Source organism: Novosphingobium sp. NBM11 (genome assembly GCF_015390225.1).
In the GTDB taxonomy this organism is placed as follows: Bacteria; Pseudomonadota; Alphaproteobacteria; order Sphingomonadales; family Sphingomonadaceae; genus Novosphingobium.
On sequence record NZ_VUOG01000001.1, the window covers coordinates 368046 to 388156 of the forward strand.

16 protein-coding genes are annotated in these 20111 nt (G+C 64.4%); 9 read left to right on the forward strand and 7 right to left on the reverse strand.

Features of this window, described 5'->3' with window-relative positions:
* Positions 1 to 104 precede the first annotated feature (104 nt).
* Complete coding sequence (locus F1640_RS01820) at positions 105 to 2426, reverse strand: TonB-dependent receptor (RefSeq protein ID WP_194917444.1); 2322 nt, start codon at positions 2424 to 2426, stop codon at positions 105 to 107.
* Positions 2427 to 2781: 355 nt separating this feature from the next.
* Between F1640_RS01820 and F1640_RS01825 the strand changes: the two genes are divergently transcribed.
* The gene (locus tag F1640_RS01825; RefSeq protein ID WP_125956155.1) at positions 2782 to 4257 is read left to right on the forward strand and encodes a carotenoid oxygenase family protein; all 1476 of its coding nucleotides are present in this window, start codon (positions 2782 to 2784) and stop codon (positions 4255 to 4257) included.
* A gap of 80 nt (positions 4258 to 4337) precedes the next feature.
* Here F1640_RS01825 and F1640_RS01830 read toward each other — a convergent pair whose 3' ends face one another.
* The 3 genes from F1640_RS01830 to F1640_RS01840 form a co-directional block, all read right to left on the reverse strand.
* Positions 4338 to 5000, reverse strand: coding sequence for a TetR/AcrR family transcriptional regulator (locus F1640_RS01830; RefSeq protein ID WP_194917446.1), 663 nt, complete (start codon positions 4998 to 5000; stop codon positions 4338 to 4340).
* Entirely contained in the window at positions 4993 to 5514 is a 522-nt protein-coding gene (locus F1640_RS01835; RefSeq protein ID WP_194917448.1) for a flavin reductase family protein, read from the reverse strand. The genes F1640_RS01830 and F1640_RS01835 overlap by 8 nt, the downstream gene beginning before the upstream one ends.
* 76 nt (positions 5515 to 5590) lie before the next feature.
* Entirely contained in the window at positions 5591 to 7039 is a 1449-nt protein-coding gene (locus F1640_RS01840; protein WP_124809615.1) for a 4-hydroxyphenylacetate 3-hydroxylase N-terminal domain-containing protein, read from the reverse strand.
* A gap of 208 nt (positions 7040 to 7247) precedes the next feature.
* Here F1640_RS01840 and F1640_RS01845 point away from each other — a divergent pair, with 208 nt between their 5' ends.
* The 8 genes from F1640_RS01845 (at position 7248) to F1640_RS01880 (ending at position 16740) form a co-directional block, all read left to right on the forward strand.
* Positions 7248 to 8807 (forward strand): FAD-binding oxidoreductase, encoded by a 1560-nt coding sequence (locus tag F1640_RS01845; protein ID WP_194917450.1) that lies wholly within the window; start codon positions 7248 to 7250, stop codon positions 8805 to 8807.
* Between the two features lie 189 nt (positions 8808 to 8996).
* Positions 8997 to 10274 carry an MFS transporter gene (locus F1640_RS01850; protein ID WP_125956164.1) on the forward strand — a complete coding sequence of 426 codons (1278 nt, stop codon included), beginning with the start codon at positions 8997 to 8999 and terminating at the stop codon, positions 10272 to 10274.
* A complete protein-coding gene (locus F1640_RS01855) occupies positions 10275 to 11009 on the forward strand; it encodes a sulfite exporter TauE/SafE family protein (RefSeq protein WP_194917452.1) in 735 nt (244 codons plus the stop codon). It begins immediately after the preceding gene.
* A gap of 155 nt (positions 11010 to 11164) precedes the next feature.
* The gene (locus tag F1640_RS01860; protein WP_194917454.1) at positions 11165 to 12706 is read left to right on the forward strand and encodes an FAD-binding oxidoreductase; all 1542 of its coding nucleotides are present in this window, start codon (positions 11165 to 11167) and stop codon (positions 12704 to 12706) included.
* 17 nt (positions 12707 to 12723) lie between these two features.
* Complete coding sequence (locus tag F1640_RS01865) at positions 12724 to 13122, forward strand: cytochrome c (protein ID WP_194917456.1); 399 nt, start codon at positions 12724 to 12726, stop codon at positions 13120 to 13122.
* Complete coding sequence (locus tag F1640_RS01870; protein WP_194917457.1) at positions 13122 to 13592, forward strand: hypothetical protein; 471 nt, start codon at positions 13122 to 13124, stop codon at positions 13590 to 13592. The genes F1640_RS01865 and F1640_RS01870 overlap by 1 nt, the downstream gene beginning before the upstream one ends.
* 35 nt (positions 13593 to 13627) lie before the next feature.
* Complete coding sequence (locus tag F1640_RS01875) at positions 13628 to 15253, forward strand: GMC family oxidoreductase (RefSeq protein ID WP_194917458.1); 1626 nt, start codon at positions 13628 to 13630, stop codon at positions 15251 to 15253.
* Entirely contained in the window at positions 15250 to 16740 is a 1491-nt protein-coding gene (locus F1640_RS01880) for an aldehyde dehydrogenase (RefSeq protein ID WP_194917459.1), read from the forward strand. The genes F1640_RS01875 and F1640_RS01880 overlap by 4 nt, the downstream gene beginning before the upstream one ends.
* A 346-nt stretch (positions 16741 to 17086) precedes the next feature.
* Here F1640_RS01880 and F1640_RS01885 read toward each other — a convergent pair whose 3' ends face one another.
* Genes F1640_RS01885 through hisI form a run of 3 tightly spaced genes read right to left on the reverse strand, consistent with a single transcriptional unit; the run spans position 17087 to position 19747 of the window.
* A complete protein-coding gene (locus F1640_RS01885) occupies positions 17087 to 18892 on the reverse strand; it encodes an acyl-CoA dehydrogenase C-terminal domain-containing protein (protein ID WP_194917460.1) in 1806 nt (601 codons plus the stop codon).
* Positions 18893 to 18902: 10 nt separating this feature from the next.
* Positions 18903 to 19385: a MerR family DNA-binding transcriptional regulator gene (locus F1640_RS01890; RefSeq protein ID WP_223806641.1), complete on the reverse strand. Its 483-nt coding sequence runs from the start codon at positions 19383 to 19385 to the stop codon at positions 18903 to 18905.
* A 26-nt stretch (positions 19386 to 19411) separates the two neighbouring features.
* The gene (gene hisI, locus F1640_RS01895) at positions 19412 to 19747 is read right to left on the reverse strand and encodes a phosphoribosyl-AMP cyclohydrolase (RefSeq protein WP_125956175.1); all 336 of its coding nucleotides are present in this window, start codon (positions 19745 to 19747) and stop codon (positions 19412 to 19414) included.
* Positions 19748 to 20111 lie beyond the last annotated feature (364 nt).

A 20111-nucleotide genomic window follows, 5' to 3' on the forward strand; every position in this document is an offset into this window, starting at 1 on the left:
CCGAGGCGCGGACACACGACGGGCGCGGACGACATCTGCCTTCCGCGCCCGTTGCCGGAACCCCGCACCGGGGCGGCGGCCTCATCGCCCCCCGGCCTGCCCCATCAGAAACGGGCGCGGAAACGGGCGCCCCACGTGCGGGGCGGCGCGATGTCCTGGCCGTTGTAGTTGGCGATGAACGGATACTGCTGCGTGCCGGTGTACACCGCCTTGTCGCCGATGTTCCGCACGAACAGCTGGACCGAGTACCTGTCCTCGGGCGAACGGTATGTGAGGCTGGCGTTGACCAGCGCATAGGCCGGCGCGCGCGCGTTCTCGACGAATTCGGCACTCAACCAGCGCGACGAGGCAAACGTCATGTCAGGCGCGAACTCGATCTTCGCGCCGTTGGCGAGATCGAAGGTGTGGGTATAACCCACCGTGCCCGACCACTTCGGCGTGCGCGGCAACTGGAAGCCGTTGCAGTTGATGTTCCAGAAGCCCATCTGGGCGTTGCCGCCGGTGATCGCCGTGACATCGCACGCCGTCGAGGCCGACGGATTGCCCGCCCTGTAGTTCCGGTAGCTGAATTCCTTGTACTTGCTCTCGGTGTACTCGATGCCCACCCGCAGGCTGTCGTTGGCGGTCGGACGCAGCGTCACGTCGGCGCTGACGCCCTTGGCCACGGCCTTGCCCGCGTTGAACAGCGAGGAAACCTGCGCGCCGCCGCGATCGAGCTGCGAGAAGTTTTCCTGGCGGTTCTTGTAGTCCATCCAGAACAGTTCGAGGTTGAGCTGCAGCAGCCGGCCGAAGAAGCGGTTCTTCGCGCCGATCGTATAAGCCGTCACGTCCTCGGGCTTGTAGGGATCGATGTCGGCGTTCGACTGGCCGCCCGACTTGAAGCCAGTGACCACGCTGCCGTAGATCATGCTCTGCGGCCCTGCATCGAATTCAAAGCCAGCCTTGTAATTGACCCGATGCGCCGAATAGGTGCCCCGCACGTTGGTGCCCGCCGCCGTCTTCAGTTCACAGCTGCCGCCGATCGCCGTGCCGCCATTCGGGCAGGCCAGGCTGCCCGCGATGGCATAGCGATAGCCATCGACGCTCTTGGTTTCGTCGGTGTAACGGATGCCGCCGGTCAGGCGGAAACGGTCGGTCAGCGAATAGGTCGCCTCAGCAAAGGCGGCGTAGGCGCGAGTGTTGAGCGTGGCCACGAAAGCCGTGTCGGACGCGCGGCCAAGGCGGACGGCGTTGAAGCTGTCCTGATCCTCGTTGAAGAAATAGCCGCCCAGCACCCATTTGAGCTTCTCGTTCGCATTGCCGAGACGGACTTCAACCGTTTCCGCATCAGACGTGGAAGGCGCGCCGGTGAAGTAGTTGGTGGTGCTGAAATAGAGCGCCGGCATCACCAGCGAATCCAGCTTGACGTGCTGGTAGGCCGGGATGACGGTCAGCGTGGCCGGGCCAAGGTTCCATTCCAGATGACCGTTGATGCCCCAGATATCGATGTTCTGGTAGGTCTTGCTGGTGTCGAGCGGATAGATGCCCGGAGGCGCGACAACCTTCGAGATCAGGCTGTTCAGCGTGCCATTGATCGATGTCCAGCGATCGGCGGGGATGATCGGCTGGCTGTTGGTCAGGCCCGGCGCGGTCGGCGCGGTCGGCTCATAGACCACCTTGCCGGGACCGCGCCCGCCGAGGTGCTGGTAGTTCAAGCCGAGGCGAAGGGTCAGATCCTCGGTCGGCTCCGCCTTCAGTTGCAAGCGGAACGAATGGTGCTTGTCGTCGTCGGTGCCGTCGCTGATGTAACCGTTGCGCGAAACACCCTGGAACGCCGCGCGGATGGCGACCTTGTCGCCCAGTGGGATGTTCAACGCGCCTTCGGCCGAGAAGCCGTTGTAGTTCTGGAAGCCGGCCGACATGTATCCTTCAAACACGCCCAGCTTGGGCTGCACAGGAAGGATATTCAGCGCGCCGCCGGTGGCGTTGCGGCCATAGAGCGTGCCCTGCGGCCCCTTGAGCACTTCGACGCGCTCCAGATCGTAGAACACGCCGGCCACGTACTGGCTGCGCGCGGCGAACACGCCGTCATAGTTCTGCGCAACGGCCGAGTTGCTGTAGGCGGTCGTCGAGAAATCGCCGGCGCCGCGGATGTATATCTGCAGCGAACTGCCGCCTTGCGTAATCTGCACGCCGGGCGAAAGCCGCGCGAGATCGGTGGCCTGCGCCACACCGGCACGCGCCAGCGTCTCGGCCGAAAGCACGTCGATCGAAACGGCGGCCTTCTGCGCGCTTTCCTGACGGAACTGCGCGGTAACGACGATTTCGCCGTCGGACGGTGCCGCTGCCTGATCTTCGCCCCCCCCCGCTTCGGCCCCTGATTCCGCGGTCGCCGTTTCCGCCATGGCAGCCGTCGGCAGCAGCGCACAGGCTGCAGCGCTCAGCATGAATTTCGTGAAGCAATCGCGTCGACGCATCGATGTCCTCCCCTGATCGTCAGTTATCGGAACAAGTCCGGCAAGCCCTCCGATTCAGAGGTTCTTCCAGACAGAACGACGTTCTTTTAATCCAGAATTGCGGTGCTTGTCAACGCATAGGGCCGGCACAGACGGCCACCGTCTCTCGATCCTGTTCATCCGATTGATATTGAACGATTCAAGGATGCCGTTTTTGCGGCTTCACAGTCACTGGACAAAGGTCGATCCATCACATAGAACATCGTTCTGTTTTATTGCTGCGTGGATCAGGCGCGTAGGCCCAGATTCGCACCAACGGCGCCACGCGGCCTCTGGGAGATGATGAATGACGACTTTTCCTGACGTTCCCGCGTTCACCGGTTTCAACACGCCTTCCCGCGTCGAGGCGAATGTGCATGACCTCAACGTGGTCGGCACGATCCCTGCGGAAATGGACGGCGCGTTCTATCGCGTGCAGCCGGAACATCAGTTCCCGCCCAAGCTGGGCGACGACATCGCGTTCAACGGCGACGGCATGATCTCCATGTTCCGGTTCAAGGACGGCCGGGTGGATTTCACCCAGCGCTGGGCCAAGACCGACAAGTGGAAGCTTGAAAACGAAGCCGGGCGCGCGGTGTTCGGCGCCTATCGCAACCCGCTGACCGACGACGAAGCGGTGAAGGGCAAAATCCGCGGCACGGCGAACACCAATGCCTATATTCACGGTGGTCGGCTCTATGCGCTGAAGGAGGATTCCCCGGCGCTGGTGATGGACGCCGTCACGCTCGAAACCGCCGGCTACACCGATTTCGATGGCAAGATGAAGGGCGAGACCTTCACCGCGCATCCCAAGACCGACCCCGCCACCGGCAATCTCTGCGGCTTCGGCTATGCCTCAAAGGGCATCCTCACCCGCGACATGGCCTACTACGAGATCAGCCCCCAAGGCGAGCTGCTCTACGATGTGTGGTTCGAAACACCCTACTACTGCATGATGCACGATTTCGCGATCACGCCGGACTACGCGCTGTTCTCGGTCATGGGCATGACCAGCAACTGGGATCGCCTGAAAGCCGGCAAGCCGCATTTCGGCTTCGACACCTCTCTGCCGAGCTACCTTGCCGTGATGCCGCGCAAGCCCGGCACCACCGCCGCCGATATCCGCTGGTTCAAGGGCGGAAACTGCTTCACTGCGCACGTCATGAACGCGTTCCAGGAGGGCACCAGGCTGCACCTCGACCTGCCGGTAGCCGCCAACAACATGATGCCGTTCTTCCCCGACATCGACGACGCGCCGTTCGATCCCGTCGCCGGCAGCACGTTCCTGACGCGCTGGACGGTTGATCTCAGCCAGAACGAGGAAGAGTTCAAGGCCGTCCGCCTGTCCGATATGATCGGCGAATTCCCCAAGATCGACGATCGCTTCACCGGCCAGAAGAACCGGTATGGCTGGATGGTCGTGATCGATCCCAGCCAGCCGGTCGAGCTGAAGGGCGGCAGTGCCGGCGGCTGGGTGATGAACACACTAGGCTTCGTCGACCTCGAGACTGGCCAGGAACAGAAGTGGTGGGCCGGCCCCGTCTCCAGCATCCAGGAACCGTGCTTCGTGCCCCGTTCGCCCGACGCGGCGGAAGGCGACGGGTGGATCGTGATGGTGTGCAATCGCCTCGAAACCCGCAGCAGCGACCTGCTGATCTTCGACGCCACCGAAATCGCCAAGGGCCCGATCGCCACGATCAACATTCCCGTGCGCCTGCGCTTCGGCCTGCACGGCAACTGGGCGGATGCGGCGCAGATCCACACCCTCAGCGAAGCAGCCTGACCACGCTCCGCCGGAAACAGAAAGGCCCGGGAAGTTCGCTTCCCGGGCCTTCTTCTTTTCGATTCTCCAGTCTGCTGCAGTCAGGGCTTTGCGGCCAATCCGTGGCCGATCATGTCCGCCAGAATGTCCGCCGCCTCGCTCCAGTCGATCGATGCGAGATCGAACCCCATGATTCCCGCGAGCCGCTCGCCATGCGCCTGCGGATACATATAGGCGCCCAGCACCACGTTCATCGCCAGGAAAAAGCGCTTTTCGTCCAGTTGCGGCAGCGCGCGGCGTAACAGGGCGATCAGGCGCGCGCGGACCGGTGCGGCCAACGGGCGCGTGATGCCACGCGCCTCGTCAGACGGATCGAGCAGCGCCATGCAATAGACGCGATGGCTCTTGCGCAAGGCGGCCTCTTCCCGCGCCAGCGCGGCGCCGAAGAATGCGGCAACGATCGCGCGGACGGTGATGTCCCCGCTCGCCTCGATGGCGTCGAAGCCGGCGTTCTGCGCGGCGTGGATGGGGTCGAAGTGCCGCTTGAACACTTCCTCGAACAAATGGCGCTTGCTGCTCCAGTTCCGGCTCAGCGATGCGAGGCTGGTCCCCGCCTGCGCGGCGATCGCGCGGATCGTGCAGCGGTCATAGCCATTGGCGATGAACTGGTCATCGGCCGCTTCGAGAAAACGCTGGCGGCTGGAGCTTTCGCGCGGGGCCTCGTCCGTTGCGGACTCGATGGCGCGGAGCGGCTCTTCAGACATCGAAGCCAACCCGGCCATAGCGCCCGTCCAGATATGTCAGCGGCACGGTATCATCCCCCAGCATCACGCGCTCCACCAGGCCTTTCACGATGGTATGGCTGCCGAAGGCCTCTGCCTGATCGACGGCGCAGATGATAGTGGCGACGGAGGCCGACACAACCGGCACACCCCGCTCCATCCGCCAGGGCATCGTCGCGAAACGCTGGTCGGCCGGCGTCGAGACGAACGTTTGGCAGCCTTCGCGCTGCTCCCATGCCAGAATGTTGACGGCGAACGCCCCGTGCGCCAGCAGCGGCGCGCACAGCGACGCGCCGGTATTGATCGCCAGCAGCATCGACGGCGGCTCCATGCTCAGCGACATGAACGCGGTCATGGCGATGCCATAAGGCGTTCCGGCCGCATCCGCCGTGGTGACCAGCGCCACCCCGCTGGCCAGGCGCCGCATCGCGCCCTTGAACAAGGCGTCGAGCGGCGGTTGCGCCGATACGTCGGCGCGCGATGTCGTGACAGTCATGGTGCGTTCCCCAAAACAGGAAGCGGCCGCCCGTTGCCCGGCGGCCGCTTCCGATGGCATGACGGAGATGCTCCGATCAGCCCGGCAGGATGCCGGACTTCTGCATGAACTCCTGCACCTGGTTCCATTCGTAGTCGCGCTGCGCGATCATGTGGTCGCCAATGCGCGCGCGCGTCTGGCTGGTCAGGTAGAACATTTCGTACAGTTCGATACGGCTGCCCAGCGCCGAACCGGCGAAATCCCAGGCCATTCGCATGATCCGTGCGCGCTCCTCGGCGGCGATGCCGTTGGAACCGGGCAGATACTTGCGCAGCAAGTCGCCGATCTCGGGATTATCGAACAGCGCCAGCGAAGGCGTGCACAGCAGGTTGTGCGAACCGATCGCGCGAATGATCTGGTTCACGCGCGTCATCCAGCCTGGCATTACGCAGCGCAGCACCGACAGGTCGCGGTGCGGGAAGAACGCGCCTGCGCCCCAGTCGTGGGCCCGTTCTTCGGCGGCATGGATGATCGAGCGGGTCATCGACAGGTACGAATAGATCTCGCCCAACTGCACCGCCACGTCGGGCGCATGCAGACTGTTGGTGACTTTGGCGATGCTGCTGCACAGGTCATAGGCAAATTCAAGCTTCACCATCGCGCGGATGGCCGTCTGCTGCAGCGTGTTGCCCGGCGAGACGCCCTGGTTCAGCGTGTTGTAGACCGTGAGGTCGCCATCGCAGAACAGCCGCTCGTAGGGCACTTCCACATCGTCGAAGATCACGAACGAATCCTGCTCGTCGAAGCGCGATGAGAACGGGGCGTCGGCCACGCTGCGATCGACGCCATAGTGATCGCGGCAGATCTGGATCACGCCCTTGGTGCTGACCGGGATCGAGAAGATCAGCGCATACTGTTCTGCGCCCGAAGGGATCGGGGCCGAGGAATAGACGTAAAGCTCGTCGGCAATCGGGCCGAGCGTCGCCAGCACCTTGCCGCCCCGCACGATCACGCCGTTTTCATTGCGGCCGACTACGCGCAGCGTCAGGTCAGAGTTCATCCCCGCCAGCGGCGGCGCGCCCTTGTCGATATTCGCGTGAACGATGGTGTGCGTCATCGAAAGATCGCCGTCGATGACTTCGCGATGGAAGTTCTTCAGCCGCTCATACCCCTCGGGCTTGCCCTTCGCCCATATGTCCGCGCGCGCGGTGTGACCCGCCAGCACGACGTTCACATAGTCGGGCGTGCGACCGAGCATGCCGTTGGAATAGCGCGCCAGTCGCTCCAGACCACGATGGCGCACCATCAGGTCTTCCTTCGACTTGGGCAGCATCAGGCTGACGTTCATCTTCTCGCCGGGGCGTTCCGGATCGTCGATGAGGCATTCGTCAGCGTATTCGTTCTGCCAATCGAAATAGCCGGCCATGCCGTTCAGCGAGCCCGCCAGCAACGGGTCTTCCGCGACGCTGACCTTGCCTTCGCCGAGCCAAACCACCCGGCCGTCATTCAAGCCTGCCTTGTACTGGTCGCCAGTCCGGACTGCCATAGCCTCTTCTCCCCAATCGAAAACACATGTATTCACGAATCAACTGGCTAGATGCAAATGAAACGTCATTCTGTCAATCAGAACTTTGGCATTGACCAATGCAGGCGGCGAGAGGTAAAAATAGAATGTTATTTTTCATAACAGAATGCGTCTGCGCCCGGCTCCGGCGAAACCGGTCCCGGCCGTAAAACCCCGGGAGATGCGATCCATGCCCATGCAAGCCGTTCCTGCCGTCACGCCCTCCCCCGCGCTGATCGAACGCGCAGCCGACCGCTTCACGCAACTGCTGGGAACCGATGCGGTCCATCGCGAAGGTCGCAATCTCGCCGAATTCCGCGATCCGTTCGAAGGCCCCGCGGCGACGGCACACCAGCCCTCTTTCGTCATCCAGCCGGAAACGGTGGAACAGGTGCAGGCGGCCGTGCGGATCGCCGCCGAACTGGGCGTCCACCTTTGGACATCGTCGATGGGCCGCAACTTCGGCTACGGCGGATCGGCGCCTGCCGTCAGCGGCGGCATCGTGCTCAACCTGCGCCGGATGAACCGCATCCTCGACATCGATGCGAAGCAGGGCTTCGCGCTGATCGAACCAGGCGTCACCTTTCACCGGCTTTACGAGGAACTGCGCGCGCAGGACGCCCCGCTGATGATGTCGGTTCCCGATCTCGGATGGGGCAGCATCATCGGCAATGCGCTCGAACACGGCTACCGCTACAACGTCCACGGCGATCATGCCTCGGCGCTGTGCGGGTTGGAGGCTGTGCTGGCCGACGGCACGCTGCTGCGCACCGGTCAAGGCGCGATCAGCAACAGCCCGGTGTGGTCATGTCATCGACGCGGCTTTGGTCCTTCGCTCGATGAACTGTTCAAGCAATCGAACTTCGGCGTGGTCACCAAGGCCGGCCTGTGGCTGATGCCGCGCCCGGAAACGATCGTCACCGGCACCATCCGCTGCGAGGGTGACGGCGATATCGTGCCGATGATCGACATGCTGCGCCGACTGATGCACGAAGGTGTGCTGCAAGGCGTGCCCATGATCGTCGGCACGCCCGCCGATACCGAAAACGAGGAAGCCGGCAACGGCGCTTTCACCATGCGCAACCTGCGGCAGGTACTGCGCCCGGGCCGCTGGAACGCGCGCATCGGCCTCTATGGCCCCGCCCGCATGGTCGAAGCGCGGCGCGCCCTTCTGGAAGAAGCCTGCGCCACCCTGCCCGGCGCGGTACTGGAACTGCGCGCTTATTCCGGCGAGGCCGGCCCGGACGAGGTGGAACCGCGGGACCTGATTTCGGCGGGCATTCCCAATCAAGTCCTGCTCGAACGCCTGCACGGCATTTTCGGCCCGCGCATCGGCCACATGGATTTCTCGCCGGTCCTGCCCTTTACCGGTGAAGCGGCGCTGAAAGCCGAAGCGCTGGTGCGCGAAACGCTGGACCGGTACGGACTGGTCGGCCCGTTCGGCCTGCTGCTGACCGGCCGCAGCATGGTCAGCGCCAGCATGATCCTGTTTGACACCGCGGATGCCGAACAGGTGGAAACCACCCGCAACGCGGTGCGCGAAATGTATGATCGCGCCGCCGAGTGGGGCTGCACCGGTTATCGCGCGCACGTTTCGCTGGTCGACCACGTCGCCGCAAAGTTCGATTTCAACGATCACGCGCTCGGCAAGACCTACGCGCGGCTGAAGCAGGCGTTCGATCCGGCAGGTATCCTTTCGCCCGGCAACCACGGCATCTGGCCCGCCGGCCAGTCATCACGCGATGGCTGACCGGCCATGCCCCCTGTCGGCGGAACTCCGGCCCCTGCGTCGGAGCCTTTTGCCTCCAGTCGGATTGACTCGTCTGCGCACTAAAAATAAAAGAACGATGTTCTGTATAAAAGAACGATCTGCACGACGGATCGTCGGAGACATCACGACCGGCGCGCCACCTGGGCGTCACACGGTGACGAGGAGACAATGATGACGGGTGGGGAGCGGATCGCGATCGCGCAGGTCCGGCGCTATGCGCGCATGAATATCGTGGCCGGTTTCCTGATCTGGGGCATCGCGCTGGCCGGCGTCTCGATGATGATGCCGATCATGTACAACACGATCGCCAAAGACATGGGCTGGAGCGTCGCGCAGACCACCAGCTTCATGGCGATCAAGTCCGCCGTGTCGGCGGTGGGCGGGTTGTTCGCGGGCGGCATGTTCGTGCGCTTCGGCCTCAAGCGCGTATTCATGCCCTCGGTCGTCACGATCGGCATCGCCACCACGCTGCTCTTTTTCGTCCGCAACCTGCCGGTCTACTATGCGCTTGCCGCCGTCTCCGGCTTCGCCTCGATCCTGGCCCTGATTGCCATCCAGGTCACGCTCGCACGCTGGTATTCGGCGAGCCTTGGCCGGATCACCGGGATTGCCATGCTGGGCGGCGCCGTTGCTGGTACCGTCGTTCCGATGGCGACGACCCTGGGCCTGCGCCAGCTTGGGTGGCATGCCACCGCCGGAATGGCGGGCCTTATCGTGCTGGTGGTACTGTCGCTCGCGGTCAACTTCCTCGTCCACGAGACGCCCGAAGCTTACGGTTACACCGCCGACGAACTGGACCCTGGCAAGGCTGCTCCCGGCAAGCCCGGAGTTGCGGGGCAGGCCCCCGATCCGGGGCCGGAGTTTTCCTCGTTCCTGCGCAGCCGTCAGTTCATCCTGCTGATCGTCGCCGCGGCGATGTCGGGCGTGATCAGCAACGGCATCAACGAATACATCCCGCTGTTCATCGAACGCCACACCAGCCTTGGCGCTTATGTCGCGGCGCTGGGTTTCACCATCGTCATCGTGATCTCGGGCCTCGGCAAGATCCTGTTCGGCTGGGTGTTCGATCGCCTTTCCACGCGCGGCGTGGCGCTGTGCTGGGCGCTGTGCGGCGTTGCAGCGCTGCTCACCTTCCCGCTGGCCGGCCTCGCCACGTTCCTGATGTTCACGATCGTGCGCGGCGTGTCGCACGGCGGCGTGATCGTGCAGGCCCCCGTCCTCGCACGGCACATGTACGGCGTGCGATCGCTGCCGCAGGTCATCTCGCTGCTCAGCGCCGCGTTCCACCTCGGCGCTTCGGCGGGTATTGCGGCGATTGGCTTCGGCGTCGACCTGACCGGCGGCTTCACCCTGCCGTTCGTCGTGGTGACGTGCATCGCCTTCGCCGCCGCCTTCATCGCCCTCAGCTTCAAACCCCGCTACTGGGCCGGCTATACGGAGCGCTAGGTGCAGGAACCAACGCGGTTGCTGCTGCTTGCCGGGGCAAGCTTCGCGGCCTCCTTTCTCAGCGCCTGCTTTTCGGTCGGCGGCGGCTACATCCTGTTCGGCGCGACGACGTGGATTCTGCCGCTGCCGAGCGCGATCGCGCTGCAATCGGTGCTGTCGTTCGGTTCGCTGTTCTCGCGTACCCATGCCTTCTGGGCCGATATCGACTGGGCGATCGTGCGCTCCTTCACCGCCGGTTCGCTGGCCGGCGTGGCGGGCGGCATGTGGCTGTTCAGCCGCGCGCCGGAAAACCTGCTGGCAATATTGCTGGGCGTCCTGCTGCTGGTGTTGGCATGGCTGCCACCGCTCCGGCTGCGCATCTCGCCCGGCAAGTCGTTCTTCTCGGTCGGCGTCCTGCATGCCGTGGTGGGAACGCTGTTCGGCCTCGGCGCGATCCTCCAGCCCGCGCTGCTGCGCACGAAGCTGACCCGCACCGCGATCGTCGGCACCTTCGCCACCTGCATCATCGTGCTCGAGGTGCTGCGGACGGCGGGCTATTCCGCAGCGGGCTTCGACTACCGGCAATACGTGCCAGAAATCCTCGTTGCGACGGTCACGGGCCTGGCCGGCACCTACCTCGGCAAGCGCGCTACGCCGATCATTCCGGACCATGTTTTCCGCGCGGCCTTGCGCCTGTTCATCAGCGTGCTCGGCATACGGTTCATGCAGAAGGGAACGGTCGGATGGACCGCCTGACAGCCCGCCTTCCTGCCCTTGGCACCGCCATGACCGTTGACAGGCCCCGGCGACTGCCATACGCATTTTTATAGAATATCGATCCGTCAGACAGAATATTCCTCGCGCACTGGAGCCTGCCTCCGCCGCGTGCAAGCAAATCATCAGGAGTGGATATGGCCTCCTTGCTCCCCAAGGGCGTAGGCAGCACCGGGTTCCAGAAAGCCCTCGCCGGATTTCGCGCCGCCATCGGCAACCAGTGGGTGCTCGACAGCGAAGAGGACCGCGCGTCCTATATCGATCCCTATGCCATGGGCGACGGCATGGATCACGATTGCTCCGCGATCGTGGCGCCGGCCTCGGTCGAGGAAGTGCAGGCGATCGTGCGCGTGGCCAACGAAACCAAGGTCGCGCTCTGGCCCGTCGGGCGGGGCAAGAACCTGGGCTATGGCGCGGCCTCGCCGGCGGAAAAGGGCGATGTCATCCTCGATCTCAGCCGCATGAACCGCGTGCTCGAGGTCAACGACAAGCAGGCCTATTGCCTGCTGGAACCGGGCGTCGGCTATTTCGACCTGTTCCGCCACCTCAAGGAAAACAACCATCCGTTGTGGATGTCCGTTCCCGGCAACTCCTGGGGCAGCGTCATCGGCAACGCGCTCGACCGGGGCATCGGTTACACGCCCTATGGCGATCACTGCGAACAGATCTGCGGCATGGAAGTGGTGCTTCCCGATGGCTCGGTCGTGCGCACCGGCATGGGCGCGATGCAGGGTTCCGCCGGGTGGCAAGCCTACAAGTACGGATATGGCCCCGGTTGGGACCAGATGTTCATGCAGTCGAACCTAGGCGTAGTCACCAAGGCCGGCGTCTGGCTCCAGCCGGAACCGGAAATGACCGCCAAGATCGAACTGGCCCTGCCCAATTTCGACGATGCCGCGTGGGCCATCGACATCCTGTGCGACCTGCGCCGGCGTGACGTGATCCAGCACAATATCGTGTTCGGATCGCCGGTGCGCGCGGCCTCCACCATATCGCAACGGGCGGACTGGTACGACGGCCCGGGGGCGCTGCCGGATTCGGTCAGCGAGACCATGATGAAGAAGCTCGGACTCGGCTGGTGGAACGCCAAGATCAGCCTGTTCGGCCACGAAGGCACGGTGACGGCGCAAGTGGACCTGATCCGCAAGCTGTTCGAGCCGAAGCTGGGCCGTCCGCTGGAATTCGAGCTGTGGAAGAAGGGCGATCCCGAGGAGAAGTCGGCCCAGGGCGTTCCCACCACGATGGGGCTTCAGTGCGTCAACTGGTACGGCGGACGCGGCGGTCACCTCAGCTTCGCGCCGGTGCTGCCGCAAGACGGCACGCTCGCCTTCAATTACGCCAAGAAGATCAAGGCCTATTACGAGGAAATCGGCCAGGACTATTACGCCAGCTTCACCATCGGCCGGCGGCACATCAACAACGTCAGCCTGATTCTCTACAACCGCGATGAGCCGGAGATGGTCGCCCGCGCTGACAAGCTCTATCGCCACCTGCTTGCCGAAGCCGCGAGCCAGGGCTTCGCCGAATATCGCGGCCATATCTCCTACATGGATGCTGTGGCGGAAACCTACAATTTCGGGGGCGGCGCGCTGCGCAGGCTCAACGACAAGGTCAAGGCCGCGCTCGATCCCAACAACATCATCGCGCCCGGCCGCAACGGCATCGGCACCCGCCGCTGAGCAGAGGGAGAACGCCCATGAAACTTTCGCGATCGCTCCTGCCGCTGGCCGGGCTTGCAGCGCTGCTGGCGGCATCGTGCGGCACGGCGGGAGATGTCCCTCCTCCGCCCGCGCCGAAGCCCGCTTCCCCGATCGCCGCCGCGCTGTTCGGGTCGGGATCGAAGGACGAGGGCGAACGCCTGTTCGGACAGGAATGCGCCTTCTGCCATGTCGGCAAAAGCACCGGCGCGATGATGCTGGGCCGTCGGCTGGGCAAGGACAAGGCCGAGTTGATCCACCGCACCGACCTTGACGCCGACTACGTTAAGGCCGTGGTCCGCAACGGGCTGATGAACATGCCGGCCTTCTCGCGGGTCGAAGTGACCGACGCGGAACTCGACAAGATCGCCGCCTATCTCGCGCGGAAGAAATCGTGATGCCGCTTCGTCGCGATATCCTGAAAGGCGGCGTGACGCTGGGGGCGGTCGGCCTTGCGGGCCTGCCCGGCCTGGCGTCTGCACTCGATCTCTCCGGCGATCCGCGCTTCATCGTCGATGGCAGACTGCCGGAAGCCCCTCGCCTGATCGCGCGGGCCCGCGCGGGCGGACACACGCTGGCTGATCCGCAGGGCGAAGTCGTGGCGCTGCTGCTTGCCCCGCATGGCCGCTGGCTGTCCGCCAATGGCATGATCGTGGGGCTGACCGGATATTCCGATTTCGTGCTGGCGCGCGATGTCCTGCGCGGAACATCGCGCCCCGTGCGCCATGCCGTTTCCCTCAACGGCATGGCGCAGATGGAAACCACCCTGGACGGCGGCAACCGCACCACCCGCACGCTGGACGCTTTGCTGGGTCCGGCGCCGTGGCGCGAAAACACGCGCGCGACCAGCTTTCTCTGGCTGGCCTGACCGGTTTCGCATTTTCAACAAAAAGGCTTGTGGCCGTGGACACCCTGGAATTCGATTTCATCGTGATCGGTGCCGGTTCGGCCGGTTCGGTACTCGCCAACCGGCTTAGTGCCGATCCCGCCGTGCGCGTGCTGCTGCTCGAGGCGGGCGGCGAGGCGAACCATCCCTATGTGCGGATGCCGCTGGGTTTCCTCCAGGCGTTGCGCAGTTCCGACCTTGCCTGGCAATTCGCCTCCGAACCCGAAACCCATGTGGGCGGCAAGAGCTTTCCCTTGCCGCGCGGGCGGATGCTCGGCGGATCGTCGTCGATCAATGGCATGGTGCATTTCCGGGGGCATCCGCGCGATTTCGACGATTGGGCGGCGGCGGGGTGCACCGGCTGGGACTATGCCAGCGTGCTACCCTATTTCAAGCGCTCGGAAGACCACTGGACCGGCGGCAACCGCTGGCGCGGACGCGGCGGGCCGATCTCGGTCCAGCCGGTCGATACCTCGCGCCTGATGGCGGACGAACTGCGCGCCTCGGCAGCACTCTGCGGCTATCCCTACAACCCGGACTATGACGGCGAGAGCAACGAAGGCTGCGCCGACGTGCAGATCGCGCTACGCAACGGCGAACGCTGCGGATCGGCGGCGGCGTACCTCAAGCCCATCCGTTCGCGCCGCAACCTCAAGGTGATGACGCGCGCGCATGTTCACCGCATCCGGTTCGACGGCAAGCGCGCCACCGGCGTGGAGTTCGAACGCCATGGAGTGCGCCAGCAGGCGACTGTGGAACGCGAGGTACTGCTCTGCGCCGGTGCATACGGCTCGCCACAGATCCTCATGCTGTCGGGCATCGGGCCGGGCGGAGAGCTAGCCAGCCACGGCATCTCTCCGGTCCACGAGCTGCCTGGCGTCGGGCAGAACCTGCAGGAGCACGTCCGCCTTGCCCACCAGTACGACGCGGCTCCGCCCCACAGTTTCGCGCGCGAACTGCGCTTCGACCGCGCGACCGTTTCGTTCCTGCGCTGGTATTTCACCGGCACGGGCCGCTTCGCCAACCAGATCGCCGCCGGCTGTATTCTCGCCCGGTCGGAACCCGATCTCGACCGGCCCGATCTCCAGATCATGTCCAGCCCGGTCAGGGTCGATGCGAACATCTGGTTTCCCGGCTTCGCCAAGCCGAAACAGGATTGCTTCTACAACTCGATCTGCCTGCTGCGCCCCGAAAGCCGTGGTTCGGTTACGCTGCGCGATCGCAACCCGCTATCCGCCCCGCGCATCCAGCTCAACCTGCTGGAACACCCCAACGACTGGGCGACACTGAAGAAGGGCCTCTCGATCTCGCGCAGGATATTCTCGGGCGGTCCGATCGCCGATTACGTGCTGCGGGAAATCCTGCCTGGCACGCATGTGCAGGACGATACCCAGCTCGATGCGATGAAGGCCGATCTGGCCGGCGTCGTCCACCATCCCGTCGGCAGTTGCACCATGGGCACCGGACCGGACGCGGTGGTCGATCCGCAACTGCGCGTCCACGGCGTCGAGGGTCTGCGCGTGGTCGATGCCTCGATCATGCCGCTGCTGGTCGGGGCGAACACCAATGCCGCCGCCGTGATGATCGGCGAAAAGGCGGCAGACCTCATTCTTGGCAATCATGCGCCGGAGTCCATGCAATGACCGAGCTTTCCCCTGTCTTCGATCGCGCCGCCGCGCGCATCGGGCAGCTTTCCGGGCACTTCATCAACGGCGCCTGGCAGCGTGGAAACGCCGCCCCGATCGACGTGATCGATCCCGCGACCGAAACGGTGATCGGACAGATCGCGTCCGGCGGCGCGACGGAAGTGGATGCAGCCGTAAACGCCGCGCGCGCCGCCTTCGAACGCCCGGAATGGAGCGCGATGCCCGCTGCCCAGCGCGAAAGGCTGCTGCTCCGCCTCGCCGATATCGTCGAACAGCATCAGGACGAGATCGCCGCGATCGAAACGCTCGACAATGGCATGCCCTATGCCATCGCGCGGCAGATGGCGGTCGGCTCCGCGATCAGTTCGATCCGCTATAACGCCGGCTGGCCGCGCCGCCTGAACGGAGAGACCACGCCCGTCTCGGTACCCGGCAACTGGCACGGCTACACCACGCACGATCCGCTGGGCGTGGCCGCGCTGATCGTGCCGTGGAACGCCCCGTTCGCGATTACCTGCACCAAGGTTTCAGCCGCGCTGGCAGCGGGCTGCACGGTGGTGCTGAAGCCGGCCGAACTGGCGCCGATGTCAGGCCTGCGCCTGGCCGAACTCGTCGCCGAAGCCGGCTTTCCGGACGGAGCGGTCAATGTCGTCACCGGTCTCGGAGCGCAGGCCGGCTCGGCGCTGGTGGCGCATCCGGGGGTGGACAAGATCTCGTTCACCGGCTCGACGGCCACCGGCCAGTCCATCCTGCGCGAAAGCGCGGGTTCGCTGAAGCGCGTCTCGCTCGAACTGGGCGGCAAGTCGGCCTCCATCGTGTTTGCCGACGCCGATCTGGCGAAGGCGATCCCGGGCGTCGCCATGGGCATCTTCGGCAACAGCGGGCAGGTCTGCGCAGCCGGATCGCGCCTGTTCCTGCACGATGCCGTCTATGACCAGTTCCTCGAAGGCCTTGCCGCCTTCGCCGCCAAGCTGGTGGTCGGCCCCGGCACGCGGGATGGCGTCCATCTTGGTCCGCTGATCTCGGCAGGGCAGAAAAGCCGGGTCATGGGCTATGTCGAAGCCGGCAAGGCGGAGGGCGCAAGCCTTTTGTTTGGCGGCGATGCGCCAGCCGGCGCGGGCTACTTCGTCAACCCCACCGTCTTCGTCGATGCCCGCCCGGACATGCGCATCATGCGCGAGGAAATCTTCGGGCCGGTGCTCTCGGTCATGCGCTTTTCGGATACGGACAGCCTCGACGACCTCGCCCGCAAGGCCAACGACAGCATCTACGGCCTTTCGGCCTACGTCTGGACGCAGAACCTGGCCGCCGCGCAGACCATGGCGAAGAAGCTGCGCTCCGGCTCGGTCAAGATCAACGGGTCCGGCATGGAATTCGCCCTGCCCTTCGGCGGCTTCCGCCAATCCGGCCTCGGTCGCGAAAACGGGCGCGACGGCGTCGAGGCCTTCACCGAAACCAAGGCCGTGATGGTCGGCTGGTCCTGAAGTCAGGCGCGCCCAAGGCCGGTTGGGCATTGGAACCGCCGCGTGGTTCCGATGCGAGCGCGCGTTGGGCACGGCGTTGCATGACGCAATGCCTAGCACCACTTTGGCAGATATTGGCGGATCATGCGTCTCCATCTTCTACGGCAGTGCGGGCAGGTCGGCGGGTCATGAGCATGGCGGCGGCGGATTGGGAAAGCCGCGCAATGCGCCGAGCCGCAATCCGAGAACCGGGCAACCGCATTCGATCGCAGCGAATTTCAAGCCGGATCGAACGCAGCGACCGACCCATGCCAGGAGGTTTGGCATCGGTTCAAACCCGGCCGCCCCAGCCGATGGCGGGGCACCATCAGGCCGTGGCGAAGGCTTCCACCGGCAGTGCCATCACGGTTTCGCCACCCGCCTCGATCTCGCGCCGCAATGCGCCAGCCTGGGGGATAGAGCGCAGCGCGAAATGCTTCGCGGTGACCAGCTTGGCCTCGTAGAACAGCGTATCGTCCGTTCCCGCCGCCAGCGCCGCAGCCGCCACCTTGGCCATCTTCAGCCACATCAGGCCCAGCGAAACGATGCCCATCAGCGTCATGTAGGCATAGGCGCCCGCGCCCAGTGCGTTGCGGTCGGTCATGCCGTGCTGGAGGAACCACATGGTCGCGGCCTTCAGCTCGCCATTGGCCTTGCCCAGCCGTTCCGCCACCAGCGCTACCGCATCGCCGTTATCGGCGGTGGAAGCGCATTCGTCATCGACCAGCTTGAAGAAGGCCTGCACCGCGCGGCCGCCGTTCATCGGCAGCTTGCGCCCGACAAGATCCATCGCCTGCACGCCGTTCGCGCCTTCATAGATCATGGCGATGCGCGCATCGCGCACGAACTGCTCCATGCCGCTTTCGGCGATATAGCCGTGGCCGCCCCAGATCTGCTGCATGTCGGTGGCGGTCTGGTAGCCCCTGTCGGTGCCGTAGCCCTTGATCACCGGCGTCAGCAGGCTGATCAGGTCATCGGCTTCCTGCCGCTCTTCCGCCGTCGCCGCCTTGTGCGAAAGATCGACCAGCAGACCGCCCCAGCCGGAGAAGGCGCGCATCCCTTCGGTGAAGGCCTTGGCATCCATCAGCATCCGGCGCACATCGGGGTGGACGAACAGCGGATCGGCCTTCTGATCGGGCTCGGCGGGGCCGGTCAGCGCGCGGCCCTGCCGGCGCTCCTGCGCATAGAGCACCGAGTTCTGGTACGCGGCTTCCGCCTGCCCCAGCCCCTGGATGCCCACGCCCAGACGGGCCGCGTTCATCATCACGAACATCGCGGCAAGGCCCTTGTTCTCCTCGCCGACGATCCAGCCCTTCGCGTCCTCGTAGTTCATCACGCAGGTGGCGTTGCCGTGGATACCCATCTTGTGTTCGATCGAGCCGACCGACACGGCATTCTTCGCGCCCAGCGAGCCATCGTCGTTCACCAGGAACTTGGGCACGATGAACAGGGAGATGCCCTTGCTCGATTCCGGCGCGCCCGGCGTTTTGGCCAGCACCAGGTGGATGATGTTCTCGGTCAGGTCATGGTCACCCGCCGAAATGAAGATCTTGGTGCCGGTGATGGCATAGGAGCCATCGGCCTGCGGCTCGGCGCGGGTACGGATCAGGCCCAGATCGGTGCCGCAGTGCGGTTCGGTCAGGTTCATCGTGCCAAGCCATTCGCCGGAGACCATCTTGGGCAGATACTTCGCCTGCTGTTCGGGCGAACCCTTCGAGAGGATCGCGGAAATCGCGCCATTGGCAAGGCCTGGATACATCGCGAAGGCGTGGTTCGCGCTGCACATGTATTCTTCCATGACGAAGCCGATCACGTGCGGCAAACCCTGTCCGCCGAACGCCTCCGGCCCGACGAGCGTGGGCCAGCCGCCCTCTACGTACTGGCGATAGGCTTCCTTGAACCCGGTCGGCGTCGTCACCGAAGCGTCGGGGTGGCGGGTGCAGCCCTCGATATCGCCCACGCGGTTGAGCGGCGCGACCACTTCGGAAACGAAGCGCCCCGCTTCCTCGATCACCGCGTCCGTCATGTCCTGCGTGGCGTTCTCGAACCCGGCCAGATGAGTATAGTCGGCCACGCGGACGACTTCGTTGACGATGAAACGCGTGTCCCGCGTTGGAGCCTTGTAGATCGGCATTGCTTGGTCCTCAGGAGTTGTGCGACCCGCCGGTTTCGGGATTGCGCCCTTCCAGACGCTCCCGCTTCACCAGAAGGTCGACGAAGCTGGTCAGTTCATCAATGGTGTCGGTGATGTCCGCCTGCTGGCGGCGCAAGTTGTCGATCCGTTCGCGGCACTTGGCGATGGTGACGCGGCGCTGTTCGGCACGCCCGTCGCCCAGATCGTAAAGATCGATCATGTCGCGGATTTCGGCGAGGCTGAAACCCACGTTCTTGGCGCGCATGATCCATGCCAGCCGCGCCCGGTCGCGCTTGCTGTAGATGCGCGACAGGCCGAGCCGCGTCGGCGCGATCAGGCCCTCGTCCTCATAGAAGCGCAAGGCGCGAGCGGTAACGCCGAACTCGTTGGAGAGATCGGAAATCGTATACTGATCGCGTGCGCTCGCGTCAGGATGGTCGAGATGGCCGGTGTGGTCACGATTTGCGGCGGCGGACTGAGCGGGCATGCTCATAGAGCTACCTACCCTTTACGTAAGCGTCAATCCACGATCCGCACAAGTTCTCCGTTATTATCGATCCGCCGGTAGAAACAGCTCCGCGCCAGCGTGTGGCAGGCCGGCCCCGCCGCCTCGACTCTCAGTTCCAGCGCATCCTGATCGCAATCCACGCGGATCTCGACGACCTTGAGCGTATGCCCCGAGCTTTCGCCCTTCATCCACAGGCGCCCGCGCGACCGGGAATGGAAATGGGCGAATCCCGTCTCGCGCGTCTTCGCGATCGCTTCAGCGTCCATATGCGCCAGCATCAGCAATTCGCCGGTACGATGATCCACCGCCACCGCCGTCACCAGCCCGGCGGCATCGAACCTGGGCATGAAAACCCGCCCCTGTTCGCGCAATTCGGAGGAATCATCCTGTGAAATGGTAAGGACCTTTCTCTGCAACCCGTATCAAATGAGGATTTGTTGCAGGATAACCACAGATGGGTCGCAAAATCCATCCAAACGCAACAATGGACTTTCGTCGGGGCGACCAATCGCGGATGAAGAATGCGCGGTCTGAGGGAACCGCATTCTGGACCGCCGAAAGGCGGCGCAAAAGCGCCAAAGTTCAGGGAAAAAGAGGGCGGCTTCAGGTGCCGGAGACAGCGGAGGCTGGATCGGTATCTGGCCGGATGATGAGGGACCTAGAGCGGAGCGACAACAGGGGGCTGTCGTTGTAACGCTTGCAATTTCGTCA